At 72.5% G+C, this 20,131-nt stretch carries 8 protein-coding genes; 6 read left to right on the forward strand and 2 right to left on the reverse strand.

Annotation, left to right across the window (positions count from 1 at the left end; genetic code table 11):
• Nucleotides 1–50 precede the first annotated feature (50 nt).
• The 4 genes from ACH4NX_RS37610 (at nt 51) to ACH4NX_RS37625 (ending at nt 15,514) form a co-directional block, all read left to right on the forward strand.
• Nucleotides 51–3,695 carry a type I polyketide synthase gene (locus ACH4NX_RS37610; RefSeq protein WP_398153389.1) on the forward strand — a complete coding sequence of 1,215 codons (3,645 nt, stop codon included), beginning with the start codon at nt 51–53 and terminating at the stop codon, nt 3,693–3,695.
• A 98-nt stretch (nt 3,696–3,793) separates the two neighbouring features.
• Nucleotides 3,794–4,723, forward strand: a complete 930-nt coding sequence (locus ACH4NX_RS37615; RefSeq protein WP_351400769.1) for a proline iminopeptidase-family hydrolase — start codon at nt 3,794–3,796, stop codon at nt 4,721–4,723.
• Nucleotides 4,724–4,730: 7 nt separating this feature from the next.
• Nucleotides 4,731–14,822, forward strand: coding sequence for an SDR family NAD(P)-dependent oxidoreductase (locus ACH4NX_RS37620; protein ID WP_398130331.1), 10,092 nt, complete (start codon nt 4,731–4,733; stop codon nt 14,820–14,822).
• A gap of 530 nt (nt 14,823–15,352) precedes the next feature.
• Nucleotides 15,353–15,514: a hypothetical protein gene (locus ACH4NX_RS37625; RefSeq protein ID WP_351400767.1), complete on the forward strand. Its 162-nt coding sequence runs from the start codon at nt 15,353–15,355 to the stop codon at nt 15,512–15,514.
• Between the two features lie 491 nt (nt 15,515–16,005).
• Here the strand turns inward: ACH4NX_RS37625 and ACH4NX_RS37630 are convergent, their stop codons facing one another.
• Nucleotides 16,006–17,574, reverse strand: coding sequence for an MFS transporter (locus tag ACH4NX_RS37630; RefSeq protein WP_398130330.1), 1,569 nt, complete (start codon nt 17,572–17,574; stop codon nt 16,006–16,008).
• A gap of 112 nt (nt 17,575–17,686) precedes the next feature.
• Here ACH4NX_RS37630 and ACH4NX_RS37635 point away from each other — a divergent pair, with 112 nt between their 5' ends.
• Entirely contained in the window at nt 17,687–18,283 is a 597-nt protein-coding gene (locus tag ACH4NX_RS37635; RefSeq protein WP_351400765.1) for a TetR/AcrR family transcriptional regulator, read from the forward strand.
• Here ACH4NX_RS37635 and ACH4NX_RS37640 read toward each other — a convergent pair.
• Complete coding sequence (locus tag ACH4NX_RS37640) at nt 18,266–19,771, reverse strand: AMP-binding protein (protein WP_398130329.1); 1,506 nt, start codon at nt 19,769–19,771, stop codon at nt 18,266–18,268. The genes ACH4NX_RS37635 and ACH4NX_RS37640 overlap by 18 nt on opposite strands.
• 119 nt (nt 19,772–19,890) lie before the next feature.
• Here ACH4NX_RS37640 and ACH4NX_RS37645 point away from each other — a divergent pair, with 119 nt between their 5' ends.
• Nucleotides 19,891–20,127 carry an acyl carrier protein gene (locus ACH4NX_RS37645; protein WP_351400763.1) on the forward strand — a complete coding sequence of 79 codons (237 nt, stop codon included), beginning with the start codon at nt 19,891–19,893 and terminating at the stop codon, nt 20,125–20,127.
• Nucleotides 20,128–20,131: the final 4 nt, after the last annotated feature.

A 20,131-nucleotide genomic window follows, 5' to 3' on the forward strand; every position in this document is an offset into this window, starting at 1 on the left:
GCGAGCCGCGGATTCGTCTGGTCAAGGATGTGGGGTCGGCGGAGTTCTGGGTGCGGCATGTTCGTGATGCGGTGCGGTTCGCCGATGATGTGGGCCGTCTGCGGGACGAGGGTGTGAGCCGGTTCCTGGAGATCGGGCCGGACGGTGTGCTGTCGGCGATGGTGGACGGTGCGGTGGCCGTGCCCGCGCTCCGTCGTGGGCGTCCGGAGACCGCGGCGTTGTTGGGAGCGGTGGGGCAGCTCTATGTGAACGGTGTTCCGGTGGACTGGGAGGCGGTGCTCGCCGGGCGGGGCGCCAGACAGGTGGACCTGCCCACCTACCCCTTCCAGCGCAGGCGCTACTGGCTGTCGGGACCGGCCACCGGGAACGGCGGCAACGCGGCGTCCATGGGGCTCACCGCGCTCGAACACCCCCTGCTCGGTGCCGAGGTCGCGGTGCCGGGCTCGGAGGCGGTGTTGTTCACGGGACGCCTCTCGACGGACACCCAGCCCTGGCTGGCCGACCACGCGGTGTTCGGCGCTACCCTGCTGCCCGGCACGGCGTTCGTCGAACTGGCCGTGCGCGCCGGCGACCAGCTCGGCTGCGGCGTCCTCGAGGAGTTGACGTTGCGCGCGCCGCTGATCCTGCCCGAGGCGGGCGGCGTACGGCTGCGGCTGACGGCCGGTGAACCGGCCGACGGGGGCAGGCGCTCTCTCACCCTCCACTCGCGTGCCGAGGCCGCCGACGAGGACACGGCCTGGACGCTGCACGCGGAGGGCACGCTGATGCCCGGGGAAGCCGCCGTCCCCGCCGCCCTTGACCCGACGCGGTGGCCGCCGCCCGAGGCTGCGAGGCTCACCGTCGACAGCGCCTACGAACGCCTCCGGGACTTCGGGTTCGCATACGGCCCGGTGTTCCAGGGGCTCAGGGCCGCCTGGCGGGTCGGTGACGAGACGTTCGCCGAGGTGGCGCTCGGCGAGGAGAGCGGAGCCCAGCCCTTCCTGCTGCATCCGGCACTGCTCGACTCCGCCCTGCACGCGTTGATGCTCGGCCGGGGCGACGACGCCCCGGCGTCCCTGCCGTTCGCCTGGAAGGGAGTCCGGCTGCACGCGAGCGGCGCCACGACCGCGCGGGTCCGGCTGATCCAGAAGGGGAAGGGGGAGCTGGAGATCCACGTCACCGACACGCAGGGACGTCCTGTCGCGTCCGTGGAGTCCCTGATCACCAGGGAGGTCTCGGCCGAGCAGCTCGCGCCGGTGCGCACGGGATCCGACGGCTCCCTCTTCCACATCACGTGGACGCCCGCCACGACGGCCACCTCCATGACATCCGCCGCCGAGGCGTCATGGGCGACGGTGGCCGACCTGTCAGAGCTCTCCGGCCAGGTGCCCGCGACCGTCGCACTGACACTGCCCGCCGGTACGGGGAACATCGCCGACGACGTCAGAACGGTCACGGTCCACACACTCCGGGCCCTTCAGGCATGGCTCGCGGACGAACGGTTCACCGACCGCAAACTCATGGTGGTCACCCGCGACGACGACCTCGCACACGCCGCGGCCTGGGGCCTGGTGCGCGCCGCCCGGGCCGAGGATCCCGAGCGCTTCGCCCTGCTCGAGACGGACGGGGACGACCCGGAGACGACCGCCCGCGCCGTCGCGTCCGGCGAGCCCGAGCTGCGTGTCCTCGACGGCGACCTCCTGGTGCCACGCCTGGCACGCACCCCGGCGGCGCCCGAAGGGGAGGAAACTCCTTGGAGCAGGCCCGGAACCGTACTGATCACCGGTGGCACCGGCGGTCTCGGGGCGCTGGTCGCCCGCCATCTGATCGTCGAGCACGGCGTCCGCGACGTGTTGCTGACCAGCCGCCGGGGCATCGACGCGCCGGGCGCGGCCGAGTTCCGCCGGGAGCTGACCGGCCTCGGCGCGACGGTCGAGATCGCGGCCTGCGACGTGTCGGACCGGGACGCCCTGCGGGAGCTGCTGGCGGATCGGCCCCTCAGTGCCGTCGTGCACACGGCCGGCGTGCTGGCCGACGCCATGATCGCCAACCTGACGCCGCACAGCCTCGACCAGGTGCTGCGTCCCAAGGTGGACGGCGCGCTCAACCTGCACGACCTCACCCGTGACCAGGACCTCGGCGCCTTCGTACTGTTCTCGTCGGCGGCGGGCGTGCTCGGTGCGCCGGGTCAGGGCAATTACGCCGCCGCCAACACGTTCCTCGACGCGCTCGCCGTGCGGCGCCGCGCCGAAGGACTGCCCGCCCAGTCCCTGGCCTGGGGTCTGTGGGACGGCGGCGGGATGGGGGACAGCCTCGGCGAGGCCGACCTCCGGCGCATGCGCCGCCAGGGCACGCCTGCGCTGACGCCGGGCGACGGCCTCGCGCTGTTCGACACGGCGACGGCCCGTACCGAGCCGGTGCTGGCACCGATGGGCCTGGACCTGCGGGTGCTGCGCGGGAGGGCCGTCGGCGAACCCCCCGTGCTGCTGCGTGGCCTGGTCCCGGTCACGCGGCGCGATGCGGCGGGTGGCGGTTCTCGCGCCGCCGACCCGGAGGCGCTGCGGCGCGAGCTGGCGGCCCTGCCCGCCGACCGGTGGGAGGCCGTGCTGCGCGATCTCGTGCTGAGCCTCTCCGCCGCCGTGCTCGGGCACGAGGGCGCCGAGGCGATCGACTCCGACCGTGACTTCCTGGAGTCCGGGTTCGACTCGCTCTCCGCGATGGAGCTGCGCACCGCGCTGAACGCCGCCACCGGACTGAACCTGCCCACGATGGCGGTGTTCGACAACAAGAACCCGGCCGGCCTGGTAGGTGTCGTCAAGGAGGAACTGGCACCGGTGCTCTCCCGCGCCGCCGACTCCGCCGCCGAACCTTCCACGGAGGAGGACGAGACCGTCACCGAACTGTTCCGTCGGGCGGTCCGGGCCGGTGACGGCTCGGGAGCACTGACGCTGCTGGCGGCGGTCGCGGCGCTGCGGCCCCGGTTCACCTCCTCGGAGGACCTCGGCCGCGTCCCGAGGACGGTACAGCTGGCCGACGGCCCGCGGCGCCCCCGGCTGATCTGCCTCGCCACGCCCATGGCGGGCGGGGGCGTGCACCAACACGCCCGGCTGGGTGCCGAGTTCCGGGACATCCGGCATGTGTCGGCGCTGCCGCTGCCCGGATTCCAGCGGGGCGAACCGCTTCCCGACTCCGCCGAGGCGCTGACCCGGGTCCTGGGCGAGGCCGTACTGGAGGCGGCGGAGGGGGAGCCGTTCGCACTGCTCGGCTACTCCTCCGGCGGCATCATCGGCCACGTCCTCGCCCGTCACTTGGAGCAGACGGTCGGGACCCCGCCCGCCGGGCTGATCCTGGTCGACACCTTCCGCGTCGAGGACACGGCGATGGACGTCGGGTTCGGCCGCCTCATCGGGGAGGTGCTGGAGATGGAGTCCGTCCTCGGCCGCTACGACGCGTCACGGCTGTCGGCGATGCCGCACTACTTCTCAGTGCTGGAAGGCTTCGATCCCGTCCGGCTGGCCGTGCCGACCCTGTTCCTCCAGGCGTCCGAGCCCTTCGTCGACCCGCCCGAGGGCGTCGACCCGGCGCAGATGCTCGCCTGGCCGTGGGATCCCGAACACACCCTGCGCACCGTTGAAGGACACCACTTCACGCTCGGGCAGGAGCACGCCCCGGCGACCGCCCGGACCATCGAGGAGTGGCTGGTGACGCCCGGCTGAACCCGGGCCGGCGTCAGCTTTCCCCAGGAAGAAGTGCACGCCGCGTGCGGGCACGCGGCACCGCTGCAGAGAACGACCCGAACTTAGGTGGTTGAGTAATGGCGTCCACGTCCAAGGGAACCATTCCCTTCCGGGAGTACGAGACCTGGTATCGCGTCACAGGGCGGCCGAAGACGGGCCGCCCGGCGCTGGTCGTCGTGCACGGGGGCCCCGGCTCCACGCACGACTACCTGAAGGGCCTGTCCGTCTACGCCGAACGCGGCTGGACCGTGGTGCACTACGACCAGATCGGCAACGGGGGATCCACCCACCTGCCGGACGCCGACCCCGGCTTCTGGACCCCCCGGCTGTTCCGGGACGAGCTGGAGAACCTGCTGGACCGGCTCGACGTCGCCGACGACTACGTCCTGTTCGGGCAGTCGTGGGGCGGGATGCTGGCCGCCTGGCACGCTTCGGCCCGCCCCGCCGGACTGCGCGGACTGGTCATCGCCAACTCCCCGGCCTCCTACCCGCTGTGGCTGTCGGAGATGGACGTGCTGCGCGCGCAACTGCCGCCCGGCGTGGACGAGACGCTGCGGCGGCACGAGGCCGCGGGCACCACCGACAGCGACGAGTACCTCGAAGCGATGCTGGTCTTCTACGGTCGGCACGTCTGCCGCATCGAACCGTGGCCCAACGACCTCATGGCCTCGTACCTGGAGGCCGTCACCGACCCGACGGTCTACCGCACCATGAACGGCCCCAACGAGTTCCATGTCGTCGGCAGCCTGCGGGACTGGTCGGTGATCGACTGCCTGCCCCGTATCGACGTGCCCACCCTCGTCCTCTCGGGCCGCCACGACGAGGCCACCCCGGTCACGGTGCGCCCCTTCCAGGAACTCATCCCGAACGCCCGCTGGGAGATCTTCGAGGACTCCAGCCACGCCCCGCACTTCGAGGAACCGGACCGCTTCTACGAGGTGCTCGGCGCATTCCTTGACTCGGTCGGCGCGATCGGCGCGCGGACCACGACGGTGAGCGGAGGCTGAGACGACGGTGGATGCCAAGGTCGAGGAGATCGTCGACGCGCTGCGTGGCTCGCTGATCGAGAACGAGCGCCTGCGGCAGGACAACGAGAGCCTGCGCGCCGCCGCGAACGCGGCCGCCGAGCCCGTCGCGATCATCGGTATGGGCTGCCGTTTCCCCGGTGGCATCGATTCCCCGGAGAAACTGTGGGCGCTGGTCGACGAGGGCCGTGACGCCATCGGTCCGTTCCCCGACGACCGCGGCTGGGATCTGAGCAGCCTGTACGACCCCGAGCCCGGAAAGCCCGGCAAGAGCTATGTTCGCCACGGCGGATTCCTGCGTGAGGCGGCCTTGTTCGACCCCGAGTTCTTCGGGATCAGCCCGCGCGAGGCGCTCACCATGGACCCGCAGCAGCGGCTTCTGCTGGAGATCACCTGGGAGGCGATGGAACGGGCCGGGCTCGACCCGGTGTCGCTGCGCGGCAGCCGCACCGGCGTGTTCGCCGGCGCCATGTACCACGACTACGGCATCACCAGCAGCGACGGCAGCCTGGTCTCCGGCCGAGTCGCCTATGCCCTCGGTCTGGAGGGCCCGGCGGTCACCGTCGACACGGCCTGCTCCTCGTCGCTGGTCGCGCTCCAGTGGGCGTCGCAGGCCCTGCGCTCGGGGGAGTGCACCCTGGCACTGGCCGGTGGCGTCAGTGTCATGGCCACGCCCGAGACGTTCATCGAGTTCAGTGAGCAGCGCGGACTCTCGCCCGACGGCCGCTGCCGCTCCTTCGGCGCCTTGGCCGACGGCACCGGCTGGAGCGAGGGCGCGGGCGTCCTGATGCTGGAGAAGCTGTCCGACGCCCGCCGCAACGGACACCCCGTACTGGCCGTCGTACGCGGGACGGCGGTCAACCAGGACGGGGCGTCCAACGGTTTCAGCGCGCCCAACGGCCCCTCCCAGTGCCGTGTGATCCAGCAGGCGCTCACCGCGGCCGGGCTGACGTCCGCCGACGTCGACGTCATGGAGGGCCACGGCACCGGCACCTCGCTGGGTGACCCCATCGAGGCGCAGGCCCTGCTGGCCACGTACGGTCAGGACCGCCCCGACGGCAGACCGCTGTGGCTGGGATCGATCAAGTCGAACATCGGCCACTCCCAGGCCGCCGCGGGAGTCGCGGGCGTCATCAAGATGGTCGAGGCCATCCGGCACGGCACGCTGCCGAGGACACTGCACGCCGACGAGGCGTCGCCGCAGGTGGACTGGGAGGCCGGGGACGTCCGTCTGCTGACCGAGGCCCGCGCCTGGCCCGACGTCGGCCGCCCGCGCCGGGCCGCCGTCTCCTCGTTCGGCGTCAGCGGCACCAACGCCCACGTGATCATCGAGCAGGCGGACGCAGAGCCCGGGCCTGAGCCCGCCGCGCCGCGCCCGGCCCCCGACATGCCCGTGCCACTGCCGTTGTCGGCAAGGTCCGAGCCTGCTCTGCGTGCCCAGGCCCGGCAACTCGCCGACCACCTGCGGACCACCCCCTCTCTGAGCCCCGTGGACATGGGGTTCACCCTGGCGACCACCCGCGCCGGACTCAACCGCCGGGCCGTCGTGATGGGCCGCGACCGTGCGGAGATCCTCGGCGGACTGGACGCGCTGGCGCTGGACGCACCCCTGGACGGCGCCGCGCGGACGACCGGGCTGACCGCCTTCCTGTTCACGGGGCAGGGCAGCCAGCGGCTGGGGATGGGCAGTGAGCTGTACGAGGCGTCCCCGGTGTTCGCGCACGCCTTCGACGAGGTGTGCGCGGTACTCGACCCCGCGGTGCGCGAGGTGATGTGGGGCGACGAGAAGGCACTCGGCCGTACGGAGTTCGCGCAGCCGGCGATCTTCGCCTTGCAGGTGGCGCTGTTCCGGCTGTTCGAGTCCTGGGGCGTGCGGCCCGACTTCGTGGCCGGTCACTCGATCGGTGAACTGGCCGCCGCGCACGTTGCCGGGGTGTTCTCCCTGCCGGACGCCGCCGCGCTGATCACGGCGCGGGGCCGGCTGATGGGAGCGTTGCCGCCCGGCGGCGCGATGGTGGCCGTCGAGGCCACCGAGGAAGAGGTTCACCCGCTGCTGGGACAGGACGTCGGGGTCGCCGCCGTCAACGGCCCGTCCTCCGTGGTGCTCTCCGGAACCGAGGACGCCGTCGCCGCCGCCGTGGAGCGCCTGGGCGGGCGCAGGACGAACCGGCTGCGGGTCTCCCACGCGTTCCACTCGCCGTTGATGGACCCGATGCTGGAGGAGTTCCGCCGCGTCGCGCGGAACGTGACCTACGCCGAGCCGCGGGTGCCGGTCGTCGCGGCGGGCGAGGTGACCGACGCGGACTACTGGGTGCGGCACGTGCGCGAGGCGGTGCGGTTCGCCGACGCGGTGACCCGGCTGGAGGCCGAAGGCGTCACCCGCTACGTGGAGCTGGGACCCGACGGCGTCCTGACCGCCATGGCCCGCCGGTGCCTCACCACCACCGCCGACAGCGCCGTGCTGGTCCCGGCCCAGCGCCGCCGCGAGCCCGAGCCCGTCGCCGCCCTCACCGCCCTGGGCCGCCTGCACACCGCGGGCCTGCGCGTCGACTGGGCGGGCGTGTTCGACGGGCGCGGCGCCCGGCGGGCCGACCTGCCCACCTACCCCTTCCAGCGCGCCCGGTACTGGCTCGACAAAAGCGGCCTGAGCGGCGACGTCACGTCCGCCGGTCTGGGCCGGCCCGGCCACCCGCTGCTCGGCGCGATGGTGCAACTGCCTGGTTCCGGCGGTGTGGTGTTCACCGGACGTCTGTCCTTCGGAGCCCACCCCTGGCTGTCCGACCACACCGTGGCCGGCTCCGTCCTGCTGCCCGGCACCGCGTATGTGGACCTGGTCGTACGGGCGGGCGACCAGGTGGGATGCCGCCGGATCGAGGACCTCGCGCTGGGGGTGCCGCTGATTCTGCCCGAACACGGCGGCGTCCACATCCAGGTGGCCGTCGAGGCGCCCGACGCCTCGGGACGCCGCCCGGTGTCCGTGTACTCCCGCGCCGACGACGCCCCGCTCGACCGCGAGTGGGTCCTGCATGCCGAAGGCACCCTGGCTCCCGACGCCGGTGAGCCGTCCGACGACCTCACCGTGTGGCCGCCGCGCGACGCCGAGCCCCTTGCCGTCGAAGGCCTCTACGAACGGCTGGAGTACGGGCCGACGTTCCGAGGGCTGCGCGCAGCATGGCGGCGCGGCGACGACGTGTTCGCCGAGATCAACCTCCCGGAGGGGGTCGGCGCCGGGGACTTCGGTCTCCATCCCGCCCTGCTCGACTCGGCGTTGCACGCGCTCGACCTGACGAACGAGGACGCGACGGCACTTCCGTTCTCGTGGTCGGACGTCACCCTGCACGCCGAGGGCGCCACGATCGCGCGGGTCCGCCTGCGCCCCGGGAACGGTGACTCGGTGGAACTGGAGCTGGCCGACGTCACCGGGCGCCCGGTCGCGTCGGTTGGCTCGGTGGCGCTGCGTCCCCTGACCGCCGGCGATCTGGCATCCGCCCCGGCCCGTGTCGCGGAGGCGCTGTTCCGCCTGGAGTGGGTTGCGGCCACAGGCGGGCGCACGCCTGCCGGTGACTTCGAGGTGCTCGTCCACCACTGCCCGCCGACGGACGGCGACACGCCCGCCGCGGTGCGCGCGGTGACGGTCGGCGTGCTGGCGGCCGTGCAGGCCGCGCTCGACGACGACGCCGTCCTCGTCGTCGTCACCGACGGCGCCGCCGACGGCTCCGACCTCGGTCATGCCGCCGTCCAGGGACTGGTGCGCGCAGCCGAGGGCGAGAACCCCGGCCGTTTCGTCCTGGTCGACACCGATGCCCCCGTCGAGCCGGGCGCCGTCCTGGAGTACGGCGAGCCCGAACTGCGCATCCGCGACGGCGAGGTGCTGGTGCCGCGGCTGGCCCGCGCGCCGCTCGGCCCGGACACCCCCGTCTGGGACGCCGAACGCGCCGTCCTGATCACCGGCGGAACCGGTGCCCTCGGCGCCGCCGTCGCCCGCCACCTGGTGACCCGGCACGGGGTGCGGCGCCTGCTGCTGACCGGCCACCGTGGCCCGAAGGCACCGGGAGCCGCGGAACTCACCGCGGAACTCACCGGGTTGGGCGCCGAGGTCGAGGTGGCAGCCATCGACGTAGCGGACCGCGACGCCCTGGCCACACTGCTCGAAGGGCGGATCATCGGCGGGGTCGTGCACGCGGCGGGCGTACTGGACGACGGCGTGATCCCCTCGCTGACGCCCGAGCGCGTCGACCGGGTACTTCGCCCGAAGGCCGACGCGGCATGGCACCTCCACGAACTCACCCGCGACATGGGGCTGACCGCGTTCGTCCTCTTCTCGTCCGTCGCCGGCGTCCTCGGCGCCCCCGGACAGGGCAACTACGGCGCCGCCAACGCCTTCCTCGACGCCCTGGCGCGCCACCGGCACGCCGACGGACTTCCCGCGCTGTCCCTGGCCTGGGGCCCGTGGGCCGGGGGCGGCATGGCGGGCGGCCTCGACCAAGGCGGCATACGCACCCTGGCGCCGGCGGAGGGACTGGCGCTGTTCGACGCGGCCGCCGGCGTCACCGAGCCCGCGCTGGTGCTCGCCCGGTTCGATCCGGCGGCCTTCGTCATGCCTCCGCCGCTCCTGAGCGGCATCGTCCGCAACCGGTCGCGCCGCGTCTCTGACGCCACCGCACCCGCGGCCGACACCTTGCTGCGGCGGCTGGCCGGGCTCCCCGAGGAGGAGCGCGTCCCCGAACTCGTCGGCATCATCCGCTCCCAGGCCGCCGCCGTCCTGCGCCACGCCGGAACCGACGCCGTCGATCCCGACCTGTCCTTCCACGACCTCGGGTTCGACTCCCTCACCGCGATCGAACTGCGGAACCTGCTGAGCGCCGTCGTCGGAATCCGGCTGCCCGCCACCCTCGTCTTCGACTACCCCACCCCCCGCGACCTGGCGCGGCACCTCCTGGAGGAGTTGTCCGGAGCCGTGACGCGGACCTCCGCCACCTCCGTCGTGACCCCCGCGGACGACGAGCCGATCGCCATCGTCGCCATGGCGTGCCGTTATCCGGGCGGCGTGGACTCGCCCGAGGGACTGTGGCGGCTGGTCGACGAGGGCATCGACGCGATATCGGAGTTCCCGGCCGACCGCGGCTGGGACGTCGAGGGCATCTACGACCCCGAACCGGGAAAGCCCGGGAAGACCTACGTGCGCAACGGCGGATTCCTGCACGACGCCGCCCGGTTCGATCCGGACTTCTTCGGCATCAGCCCGCGGGAAGCCCGTGAAATGGACCCGCAGCAACGGCTGCTCCTGGAGGTGTCCTGGGAGGCACTGGAGCGGGGCGGAATCGACCCCACCACGCTGAAGGGCAGCTCGACCGGGGTGTTCGCGGGTGTCATGTACTACGACTACGCCGGTGGAACCGGCGGCGGGAGCCTCGTCTCGGGCCGCGTCGCCTACACCCTCGGCCTCGAGGGTCCCGCAGTGACCGTGGACACCGCCTGCTCGTCGTCGCTGGTGGCTCTGCACTGGGCGGCGCAGGCGCTGCGCTCGGGCGAGTGCAACCTCGCCCTCGTCGGCGGTGTGACCGTCATGGCGACGCCGCAGACGTTCATCGACTTCAGTGAGCAGCGCGGCCTGTCCGCCGACGGCCGCTCCAAGTCCTTCTCGTCCACCACCGACGGCACCTCCTGGGGTGAGGGCGTCGGAGTGCTCGCGGTCGAGCGGCTGTCGCAAGCGCGCCGTAACGGGCACCCCGTGCTGGCGGTGATCCGGGGGAGCGCCCTGAACCAGGACGGCGCCAGCAACGGCCTCACGGCACCCAACGGGCCGTCGCAGCAGCGGGTGATCCGCCAGGCGCTGGCCAACGCGGGGCTGTCGGCGGCGGACGTGGACGCCGTCGAGGCACACGGTACGGGCACGACACTGGGCGATCCGATCGAGGCGCAGGCGCTGCTGGCCACGTACGGGCAGGACCGCCCCGAGGGCCGGCCGCTGTGGCTGGGGTCGGTCAAGTCGAACCTGGGGCACACCCAGGCGGCGGCCGGTGTCGCGGGGATCATCAAAATGGTGCAGGCCATGCGGCACGCGAAGCTTCCGAGGACCCTGCACGTGGAGGAGCCGACGCCGCGGGTGGACTGGGAGGCGGGCGACGTCCGACTGCTGACGCGGGCGCGGGAGTGGCCCGGCGACGGCCGCCCGCGTCGCGCGGGGGTGTCCTCGTTCGGGATCAGCGGAACGAACGCGCACGTGATCATCGAGGAGCCACCGCCGGCCGAGGACGAGCCCGAGGAGCGCCGCGAACTGCCGGTCGCGCCGGTCGTCGTTTCGGCCAGGACGCCCGAGGCGCTGCGGGCCCAGATCGAGCGGATCGGCGCGTTCGCCGCGGGCCACGACCCGCTCGACGTGGCGTTCTCGGCGGCGACGGGTCGCGCTGCCCTCGAACACCGTGCGGTGCTCCTCGGACCGGAGACGATCACCGATACGGGCGGTGACGGCAAGACGGCCTTCCTGTTCACCGGCCAGGGCAGCCAGCGGCTGGGCATGGGCCGCGAGTTGTACGACGTCTTCCCCGCCTTCGCGACGGCGTTCGACGAGGTGTGCGAGGCGACGGGGCTGCCGCTGAAGGACGTCATGTGGGGCGACGAGGAGGCGCTGAACCGGACCGAGTTCACCCAGCCCGCGGTCTTCGCCCTGGAGGTGGCCCTCTTCCGACTGGTGCGGTCGTGGGGGATCAGGCCCCACTTCGTGGCCGGGCACTCGATCGGTGAACTGGCGGCGGCCCACGTGGCGGGGGTCTTCGCCCTGGAGGACGCGGCGCGCCTGGTGGTGGAACGGGGACGGCTGATGCAGGCGCTGCCGCCCGGCGGGGCGATGGTGGCGATCCAGGCCACGGAGGACGAGGTCACTCCGCTGCTCACCGCCGAGGCGGGTGTCGCCGCGGTCAACAGTCCTTCCTCGGTGGTCGTCTCGGGCGCTGAGGACGCGGTGAACGCGATCGCCGAACACTTCGCCGACCGCAGAAGGAACCGCCTCGCGGTCTCGCACGCGTTCCACTCGCCGCTGATGGACCCGATGCTGGAGGAGTTCCGCGAGGCCGCCGAGCGCGTCACCTACCACGAGCCGAAGATCCGGCTGGTCAAGGACGTGGCGTCGGCCGCCTACTGGGTGGGGCACGTACGCGACGCGGTCCGCTTCGCCGACGACGTGCGCCGACTGCACGACGAGGGTGTGACGCGCTTCCTGGAGATCGGTCCGGACGGCGTCCTGACCGCCATGACACAGCAGAACGTCGAGGGAACGACGGCGGCCACGCTGCGCCGCGACCACCCCGAGACGGAGAGTCTGTTCGCCGGAGTCGCACGACTGTACGCCGCGGGTGTGCCGGTCGACTGGAGCGCCGTCCTCGCCGGGCGCGGTGCGCGGCGCGTCGAGCTGCCCACCTACCCCTTCCAGCACGAACGGTACTGGGTGACCGGGCAGGAGAAGGCCGTCGCCGGACTCGATCTGGTCGATCACCCGCTGCTGACCGCGAGGGTCGTGCTGCCGGACACCGGCGGAGCCGTGTTCACCGGACGGCTCTCCCTCGACTCCCATCCCTGGCTCGCCGACCACGACGTGCTGGGCACCCTCCTGCTGCCCGGCACCGGCCTGGTCGAGCTGGCGCTGCAAGCCGCCGACCAGGTGGGATGCGCGGCGATCGACGAGCTGACCCTCGAGGCGCCCCTCGTCGTCCCCGAGAAGGGCGGGGTCGCGGTGCGGGTCGTGGTCGGCGGCCCGGACGACTCCGAGGCGCGCACCGTCGAGATCTACTCGTCCCCCGACGACGAGACCTGGACCCGCAACGCGACCGGTGGCATCACGCCGTCCGGCGGATCGCCGTCGAGCGACCTGACCGTCTGGCCCCCCGAGGGCGCGACGCCGCTCCCGGTGGACGGCGCCTATGAGCGGCTGCTCGCCCGTGGGTACGACTACGGCCCGACCTTTCGAGGACTCGGGGCGGCCTGGCGACGCGGTGCCGGGGAGGTGTTCGCCGAAGTCGCGCTCCCGGAGGGGACGGACGCGACCCGCTTCGGCCTGCACCCGGCGCTGCTGGACGCGGCGATGCACGTCGGGCTGATCGAGGACGGCGAGGACGAGGCACCGGAACTCCCCTTCTCCTGGACCGGCGTCACGCTCCATCGGGCCGGTGCCTCGGCACTGCGCGTCCGGCTGTCACGCAACGACGGGGAGGACGGCTCGACGGTGCTGGTCGCCGACGGGACCGGAGAACCCGTCCTCTCGGTGCGGGGCCTGGCCGCGAGGCCCGTCTCCGTCGAGCAGCTGCGGGCCGGAGGCGACCACCGCGCCTCACTGTTCACCCTGACCTGGACCGAAGCGGCCGCCCCCGTGTCGCAGACGCCCGGCGTGGTGTACGAGGCTCCACGCGCCGACGGCGACACGCCCGAGGCCGTCCGCACGGTCACCGACGCGGTGCTGGCGCGGATCCAGGAGTGGCTCACCGAGGAACATGACGGCCAGGAGAAGCTCGCGGTCGTCACCCGTCGCGCGGTGCCGGCCGAGGGCACGGACGTCGAACTGAGCCAGGCGCCCGTGTGGGGCCTGGTCCGGGCCGCCGCGGCGGAGAACCCCGGCCGGTTCATGCTGATCGACCTCGACGACGACGCGACCGTGCCACCGCTCGTGGACGAGCCCGAGATCGCGGTCAGGGGCGGCGAAGTGCTCGTCCCCAGGTTCGCCCGAGTTCCCGCCGCGGCGATCGACGGGGCGCAGGCCCCCTGGAACCCGGCATCGACGGTGCTGATCACGGGCGGTACCAGCGGCCTGGGTGCCCTGGTCGCCCGGCATCTGGTGACGGCCCACGACGTACGGCGGCTGGTCCTGACCAGTCGCCGGGGCGGGAGTGCACCGGGCGCGGCGGGACTGCGCGCCGAACTGGCGGCTCACGGAGCGCGTGTCGACATCGAGGCGTGCGACGTGGCCGATCGCGCCGCGCTGGCCGGGGTGCTGGCCCGCCATCCGGTCGACGCGGTCGTGCACGCGGCCGGCGTTGTGGACAACGGTCTGGTCCGAGGGCTGACGCCGGAGCGCGTGGAGACGGTCCTGCGGCCCAAGGTGGACGGGGCCTGGAACCTGCACGAGCTGACGGCCGACCGCGACCTGTCGGCGTTCGTGCTGTTCTCCTCGCTCGGCGGTTCCCTGCTGGCCGCCGGCCAGGGCAACTACGCCGCGGCCAACGTGTTCCTGGACGGGCTCGCCCAGCACCGCCACCGGGCCGGCCTGCCGGCGACGTCCCTGGCGTTCGGTCTCTGGGAGGCCGATACCGGGCTCGGCGAGCTGGAAGCGGCCGATCTGCACCGCATGCGGCGCATGGGCCTGCCCGCCCTGACGCAGGAGGAGGGCCTGGCACTCCTGGACGACGCGCTGCGCACGCGAGAGCCCGCGCTGGCGCCGTTCAGCCTGGACACGGCGGCCCTGCGGGCCCGTGAGACCGATCGGCTCCCCACTCTGCTGCGCGGCCTGGTGCGTTCCCATCGCCGCCGGGTCGGCGGCCCGGTCGCGGTCGGCGGCGCGGACGACGGCGTGGAGCTGCGGCGCAGGCTGGCGGCCCAGACGGACGACAACGAACGCGACCGCCTCCTGGTGGATCTGGTGCGCACGCAGGTCGCGACGGTGCTCGGCCACGCCCACGTCGGGGCCGTCCGGCCCGACCGGGCGTTCAAGGAACTCGGCTTCGACTCGCTCACCGCCGTGGAGCTGCGCAACGGCCTGCGCTCGGCAACCGGGCTGAAACTGCCTGCCACCCTGGTGTTCGACCACCCGACGCCCGCCGCGGTCGCCGACGAGCTGCGCGCGCGGCTGACCGACGGCCCGAAGCCCGCCGGAGCGCCCCTGGAAGCCCAACTCGCTTACCTGGAGGAGGCCTTGAAGTCGGCGTCGCCGGACGCCGAGGCGTACGGCCGCGTCACCGACCGGTTGCGTGCCCTGACGGCCGGCTGGATCGTGACCCACCGGCCGGCCGAGAGCGAGGAGGTGGATCTGGACTCGCTCTCGACCGACGAGCTGTTCGACGTCCTGGACGACGAACTGGACACACGGTCCTCGTGACGGACGCGCAGGGCACCGCGCCACCACTGACAAGAGGGGAACCACCTCATGACCACCGAAGCGACCGCGAGTCACCAGCGGGCGACGGGGGCTCCTCGTGCCGCCCCGCCCCAGTGACCCGTTCCCCTTCTACGAGACGCTCCAGTCAGTGAGCCGGGTCCACGACAGCACGGCACCCGGGCTACGGGTGCTGTCCGGACACGCCGAGATCACCGAGTTCCCGAACGGCCCGACGTGCACAGCGGCGCCCGGATCCTCGGCCGGATGCGCCCGGACCGGGCCGACCACGGCCGGGTCCGTGTCCCGGCCGGGATTCTGCCCCGGACAAGACCAAGGTGGTGCGGCCCCGCGGTGGAGCGGCTCACTCGCGGCCTCATCGAAGGCCTCGTGGAGCGGTCGGCCGTCGGCCTCGCCGAACACCTGGCCACGCCCTTCCCGGGCGTGGTCGTCTGCGAGACGCCCGGCATGCCCGCCGAGGACGGTGAGCGCCTCCGGGCGCCGGCCGACGACTGGTCCCGGTCCTCGCCGGCATGTGCCCCGGGGAGGTCCTGGCGAGCGCCGACGCCACGGCCGACGAACCGTCCGGCTACTTCCGCGAGCAGATCCACGCACGTCGCGCCGACCCGCGTGAGCGCCTGCCGTCCGCGCTCGTGAAGAAGTCGACGGCGGCCCCTTCGACGAGGACGAGCTGACGGCGCCCGTCCTGGTGCCACCGCCGGTCCTCGGCCACCACCGGCCTCGTCGCGGCCGGCATGGCCGCGCGCTCGTGGACCACCCCGACGAGCCGAACCGCCGGCGCGGGGACAGGAGCGTCGCGTCGGCGGCACCGAGGGATCTCCGAGGCAGTCCTCGTCGCGGCCCTGCTCGCCGCCGCCAACCGGGCCGGAACCGGTTCCCCGGCCCGCACCGTCTGATCCCGACCTCACGACGACGGCCCCCGCCTGAGCCTCAGCGCCGGAGCCCACACTGCTTCGGCGGCTCGCTCGCCAGGCCGGGGGCCGCCGAGCTCTTTCCGGCACCGCTCGACACCTTCCCCGAGACCGAGCCGGCCTCCGCCCCCGAGCACCGCGGCGTCATGGGCCCGACCGGCTACGCCACGCTCCCACCGAGCCCCCGGCCGCCGACCGGCCCGTACCATCCGTGACGCGAGGGTCCCCGCGCGATCGTCACGCAGGGGCGGCCCTCATTCGGAGCTCGGGGCGGAGACGCGGTCGCCCTTCGGCTGTGTTTTCGACGTCGGCTCGGCGCCGGGAGTGCGGACGTGGCGCATGAGCAGCGCGGCCGCGGCGGCACCCGTCAGCATGACGACGGCGCCCACCGCGGCGGCGATGGTCATGCCGTCGGTGAACGCCTCCCCGGCCGCGTCCACGAGAGCCCGGCCCGCCTCCGCGGGCAGGTGCTGGGCCACTTCCGTGGCGCCGCCGAGCGAACCCTCGGCGGCCTCGGCGGCCTCGGGCGGTAGCCCCGCCGTCGCGTCGGCGACATCACGGGTGTAGACAGCGGCACCGATGCTGCCGAGGATCGCCACGCCCAGCGCGCCACCGAGCTGGTTGCTGGTCTCGGGCAGCGCGGCGGCCGCGCCGACGCGCTCCGGTGGAGCCGCGGAGACGATCAGGTCGGCGGTCAGGGGGATCGCCATGCCCACCCCGGCCGACATGACGCTCGCGCCGGTCACCGCGACGGCCAGGCTCGAATCGGCGCGCAGCTGCGTCAGGATGGCGAAACCGCCTGCCGCGATCAGCATGCCGGCACCGATGATGTAGCCGGGGCGGACCGTCTTGGCCAGTATGGCGGCCACCGAGGTCGTCACCGCGACCGCCAACGGCGCGGGCAGGGTCCACAGCCCGGCCTCCAGCGGGCTGAGTCCGTAGACCAGTTGAATCCACTGAGTGGCGAAGAGCAGGAAGCCGACCATTGCGAACAGGGCCACCATATTGACGCCGATGGACGCGCTGAACCCACGGTCCCGGAACAGACTCAGGTCGATCAGCGGATTCGGGGCCGTGCGCTGACGCCAGATGAACAGCACGCCCACCGCGACACCGGCGGCCGTGACGGCCGCGTACTTCCAGGCGAAGCCGTCGTCGGCGAGTTCCTTGATGCCGTAGACGACCGGCAGCATGGCGCCGAGGGACAGGAAGGCGCCGAGGAAGTCGAAGCGGCCGGGTCGTGGGTCGCGGTGCTCCGGCAGAAGCATGGGGCCGACCACCAGGATCAGGACCGCGACCGGGATGTTGATCAGGAAGATCGAGCCCCACCAGAACTGCTCCAGCAGGAGTCCCGACACGATCGGGCCCAGAGCGGCGCCGCCGGAGAGGCCGGCCGTCCACACCGCGATGGCCGTACGGCGCTGGGTGGGATCGCGGAACATGTTGCGGATCAGAGCGAGGGTGGAGGGCGCGAGCACGGCCCCGGACATGCCCAGGACGGCTCGCGCGAGGATCAGCAACTCGGCGCTGCTCGCGTAGGCGGCGGCGAAGGACGAGGCGCCGAACACCAACGCGCCGATCATCAGCAGCCGTCGACGGCCGATGTGGTCGCCGAGGGTGCCCATGCTGATCAGCAGTCCCGCGAGCATGAACGCGTAGATGTCCACGATCCACAGCTGCTGTGTGGCACTGGGCTCCAGGGAGGCACCGAGGAACGGCAGCGCGAAGTACAGCACGGTCGTGTCCATCGACATCATCAGGACCGCGAGCACGAGGACGGCGAGGCCGACCCACTCCTTCAAGGTCGCGCGTTCGGGGTTCATGACACCGACTCTAGATTTGTATAGGTAATCTGTCTATGTCAGATTCTGTTTAAGACGCCTGTCTAAGACATGTGTGTAAGACGTTTCCTGCCGGGCCGCTAGAATCCCGGACATGGGACACCGAGAGGATCTGCTGGCCGGCGCGAAGAGCTGTCTGTACGAGAAGGGGTACGCCCGTACCACCGCGCGGGACATCGTCGAGGCGTCCGGCGCCAACCTGGCCTCGATCGGGTACCACTACGGCACCAAGGAGGCACTGCTCAACGCCGCGATCATGGAGGCGCTGGAGGAGTGGGTCCAGGAGCTGAAGCGGGCCCTGGCCGACGTGGGAGATCTGCCCGACGACCCGATCGCGCGGTTCGAGGTGGTCTGGGCCCGGGTGATCGAGCTGTTCGAGCGGCACCGCCCGGTGTGGGGGGCCCAGTTCGACGCGGTCTCCCAGCGTGACCATGTGCCCGAGGTCCGCAGCTTCTTCGTCGAGGCGCAGCAGCAGGCGCAGAAAGGCCTCGTCGAACTCCTCTGGGGCGGCCGTGAACTGCCGGAGCGCACTGAGGCCGCGGTCGGGCAGTTCTACCACGCCCTGCTGAGTGGCGTGATGATGCAGTGGGTCGTCGACCCCGAGCACGCCTCGACGGGCGAATCGCTCGCCGAGGCGTTGCGGACGGTCGTGGAGGACGCCCGGCACTTCGGGTCAGGGGCGGCCGTCTGACATCGCGGCCGCCTCGCGGGCCAGCCGGGCCCGGTCCACCTTGTGGTTGGAGTTCAGCGGGAACTCCGCCACGTGCAGGAACGCCCTGGGCACCATGGGATCGGGTAGGTGGGCGGACAGCGCGCGGCGCAGCGTCGCCGGCGGGACGCGGTCACCGGTGTAGTACAGGACGAGTTCCAGCCCGCCGCCCGGTGCCGGGCGGGTCACGGCGGCCGCGTTCTGGACGCCCGGGCACTGCCGGACGACGTGGTCGACCTCGGCCAGCTCGACCCGGAAGCCCTGGATCTGCACCTGGGCGTCCAGGCGGCCCAGATAGACCAGCTCACCGTCGTCCAGGCGTCGCACGCGGTCGCCCGTCCGGTACCAGCTACGGCCGTCGCGCTCCAGGAACCGGCCCCGGTCGTCCCCCGGGTCCAGGTACCCGGGTGTCATCTGCGGCCCGGTGATGCACAGTTCGCCCTCCGTCGCCGACTCGGTGCCCTCGTCCAGCAGCAGGTGGTCGTGGCCGTCGTGCACCCGGCCGATCGGGACGACGCCGTTCACCGCGAGATCCGGTGAGGTCTCCGGCGACCAGCGGTGCCCGGTGATGGTCACGGTCAGCTCGGTCGGCCCGTACAGGTTCTCGATCTTCGACTGGGGCGCGGCGGCCTGCCAGGCGGCTGCGTCCTCGCACAGCAGCGCCTCGCCCGCGAAGAAGCTCCACCGCAGGGTGGGCATCGCCCCCGGGGTCAGGCCGCCCATCCGCCGGACGAAGGAGATGCCGCTGGGGGTGGAGAACCACACGGTCATCCGCCGTTCGGCGAAGAACGCCGGCAGGTCCCGATGGGCCGCCGGCGGGATGGCGTGCACCGGGGCCCCGTGGCCCCAGGCGCAGAAGAGCTCGAACATCGCGCAGTCGAAGTTGAGGCCGACGTTCTGGCAGAACACGTCCTCGGGACCGAAGTCGTAGCGCCGTTCCAGCAGATCGAAATAGTGCTCGTTGGACGCGTGCGTGATCGGCACGCCCTTGGGACGGCCCGTCGAGCCCGACGTGAAGAGCACGTACGCGGTGTCGGACGGCCGGACGGCCACCGGCGCGTCGAGCGCGGGGCCGGGCGCGGACTCGTCCAGGACGGGCAGGTCCAGTCCGGTCTCCGCGAGCGCGGCCCGGCCCACCGGATCGGCGATGACCGTGGAGACGCCGGCCGCGGTGAGCATCCGGCGGGTGCGTTCGGCCGGGAATCGTGGATTGAGCGGCACGACCGTGACGCCGGCGTACAGCGCCGCAAGGATCCCGACGTACGCGGACAGGCTCTTGTCCGCCAGCACGGCGACGCTGCGCGGCGCCCCGGCCAGCAGGGCCCCCGCCCGGCGCAACGCCAGTTCGTGCATCGCCTCGTACGTCAGGCTCTCGGCGTCCACGCGGATCGCGGTCCGGCCGGGTGACAGCTCCAGGCCGCGCAGAAATCGTTCGTGCAGGCCGCGTCCGGAGACGGCTGATTCGATCATTGTTCTTCCTCCGCAGGAAGAAAAGGGGTGGATAGGGGTGCCGACCCGCACGGCGCGAGGTTTACGTTGGCCGCGACGTCGACTATTTTCTGAACACCGGCCAAAATACGGGAGCGCGTATGTGGGACGATTCCTTCGAGAAACTCCTGCGAAAAAATCTTCCTCTACTGGAATCGGGGGACGAGCTCACCGCCGATCTGAGCCTGCGGGATCACGGACTCGATTCCATGGGAATGGTCGCGATGCTGTCCTCGTTGGAGTCCACGTACGGCGTGCGTTTTGTCGACGATGCCCTCGACCTCGGCAATTTCGCCACTCCGGAGACCCTCTGGAAAACCCTGTCGGCCATGCGCTGATCCG

It is taken from the genome of Streptomyces sp. NPDC017225 (assembly GCF_044331465.1).
Lineage (GTDB): Bacteria > Actinomycetota > Actinomycetes > Streptomycetales > Streptomycetaceae > Streptomyces.

Bases quoted from the DNA above. Each gene is read 5' to 3' on its own strand.
- ACH4NX_RS37615 (WP_351400769.1), top strand. From the start codon at position 3,794: ATGGCGTCCACGTCCAAGGGAACCATTCCCTTCCGGGAGTACGAGACC.
- ACH4NX_RS37625 (WP_351400767.1), top strand. From the start codon at position 15,353: ATGTGCCCCGGGGAGGTCCTGGCGAGCGCCGACGCCACGGCCGACGAA.
- ACH4NX_RS37630 (WP_398130330.1), bottom strand. From the start codon at position 17,574: ATGAACCCCGAACGCGCGACCTTGAAGGAGTGGGTCGGCCTCGCCGTC.
- ACH4NX_RS37635 (WP_351400765.1), top strand. From the start codon at position 17,687: ATGGGACACCGAGAGGATCTGCTGGCCGGCGCGAAGAGCTGTCTGTAC.
- ACH4NX_RS37640 (WP_398130329.1), bottom strand. From the start codon at position 19,771: ATGATCGAATCAGCCGTCTCCGGACGCGGCCTGCACGAACGATTTCTG.
- ACH4NX_RS37645 (WP_351400763.1), top strand. From the start codon at position 19,891: ATGTGGGACGATTCCTTCGAGAAACTCCTGCGAAAAAATCTTCCTCTA.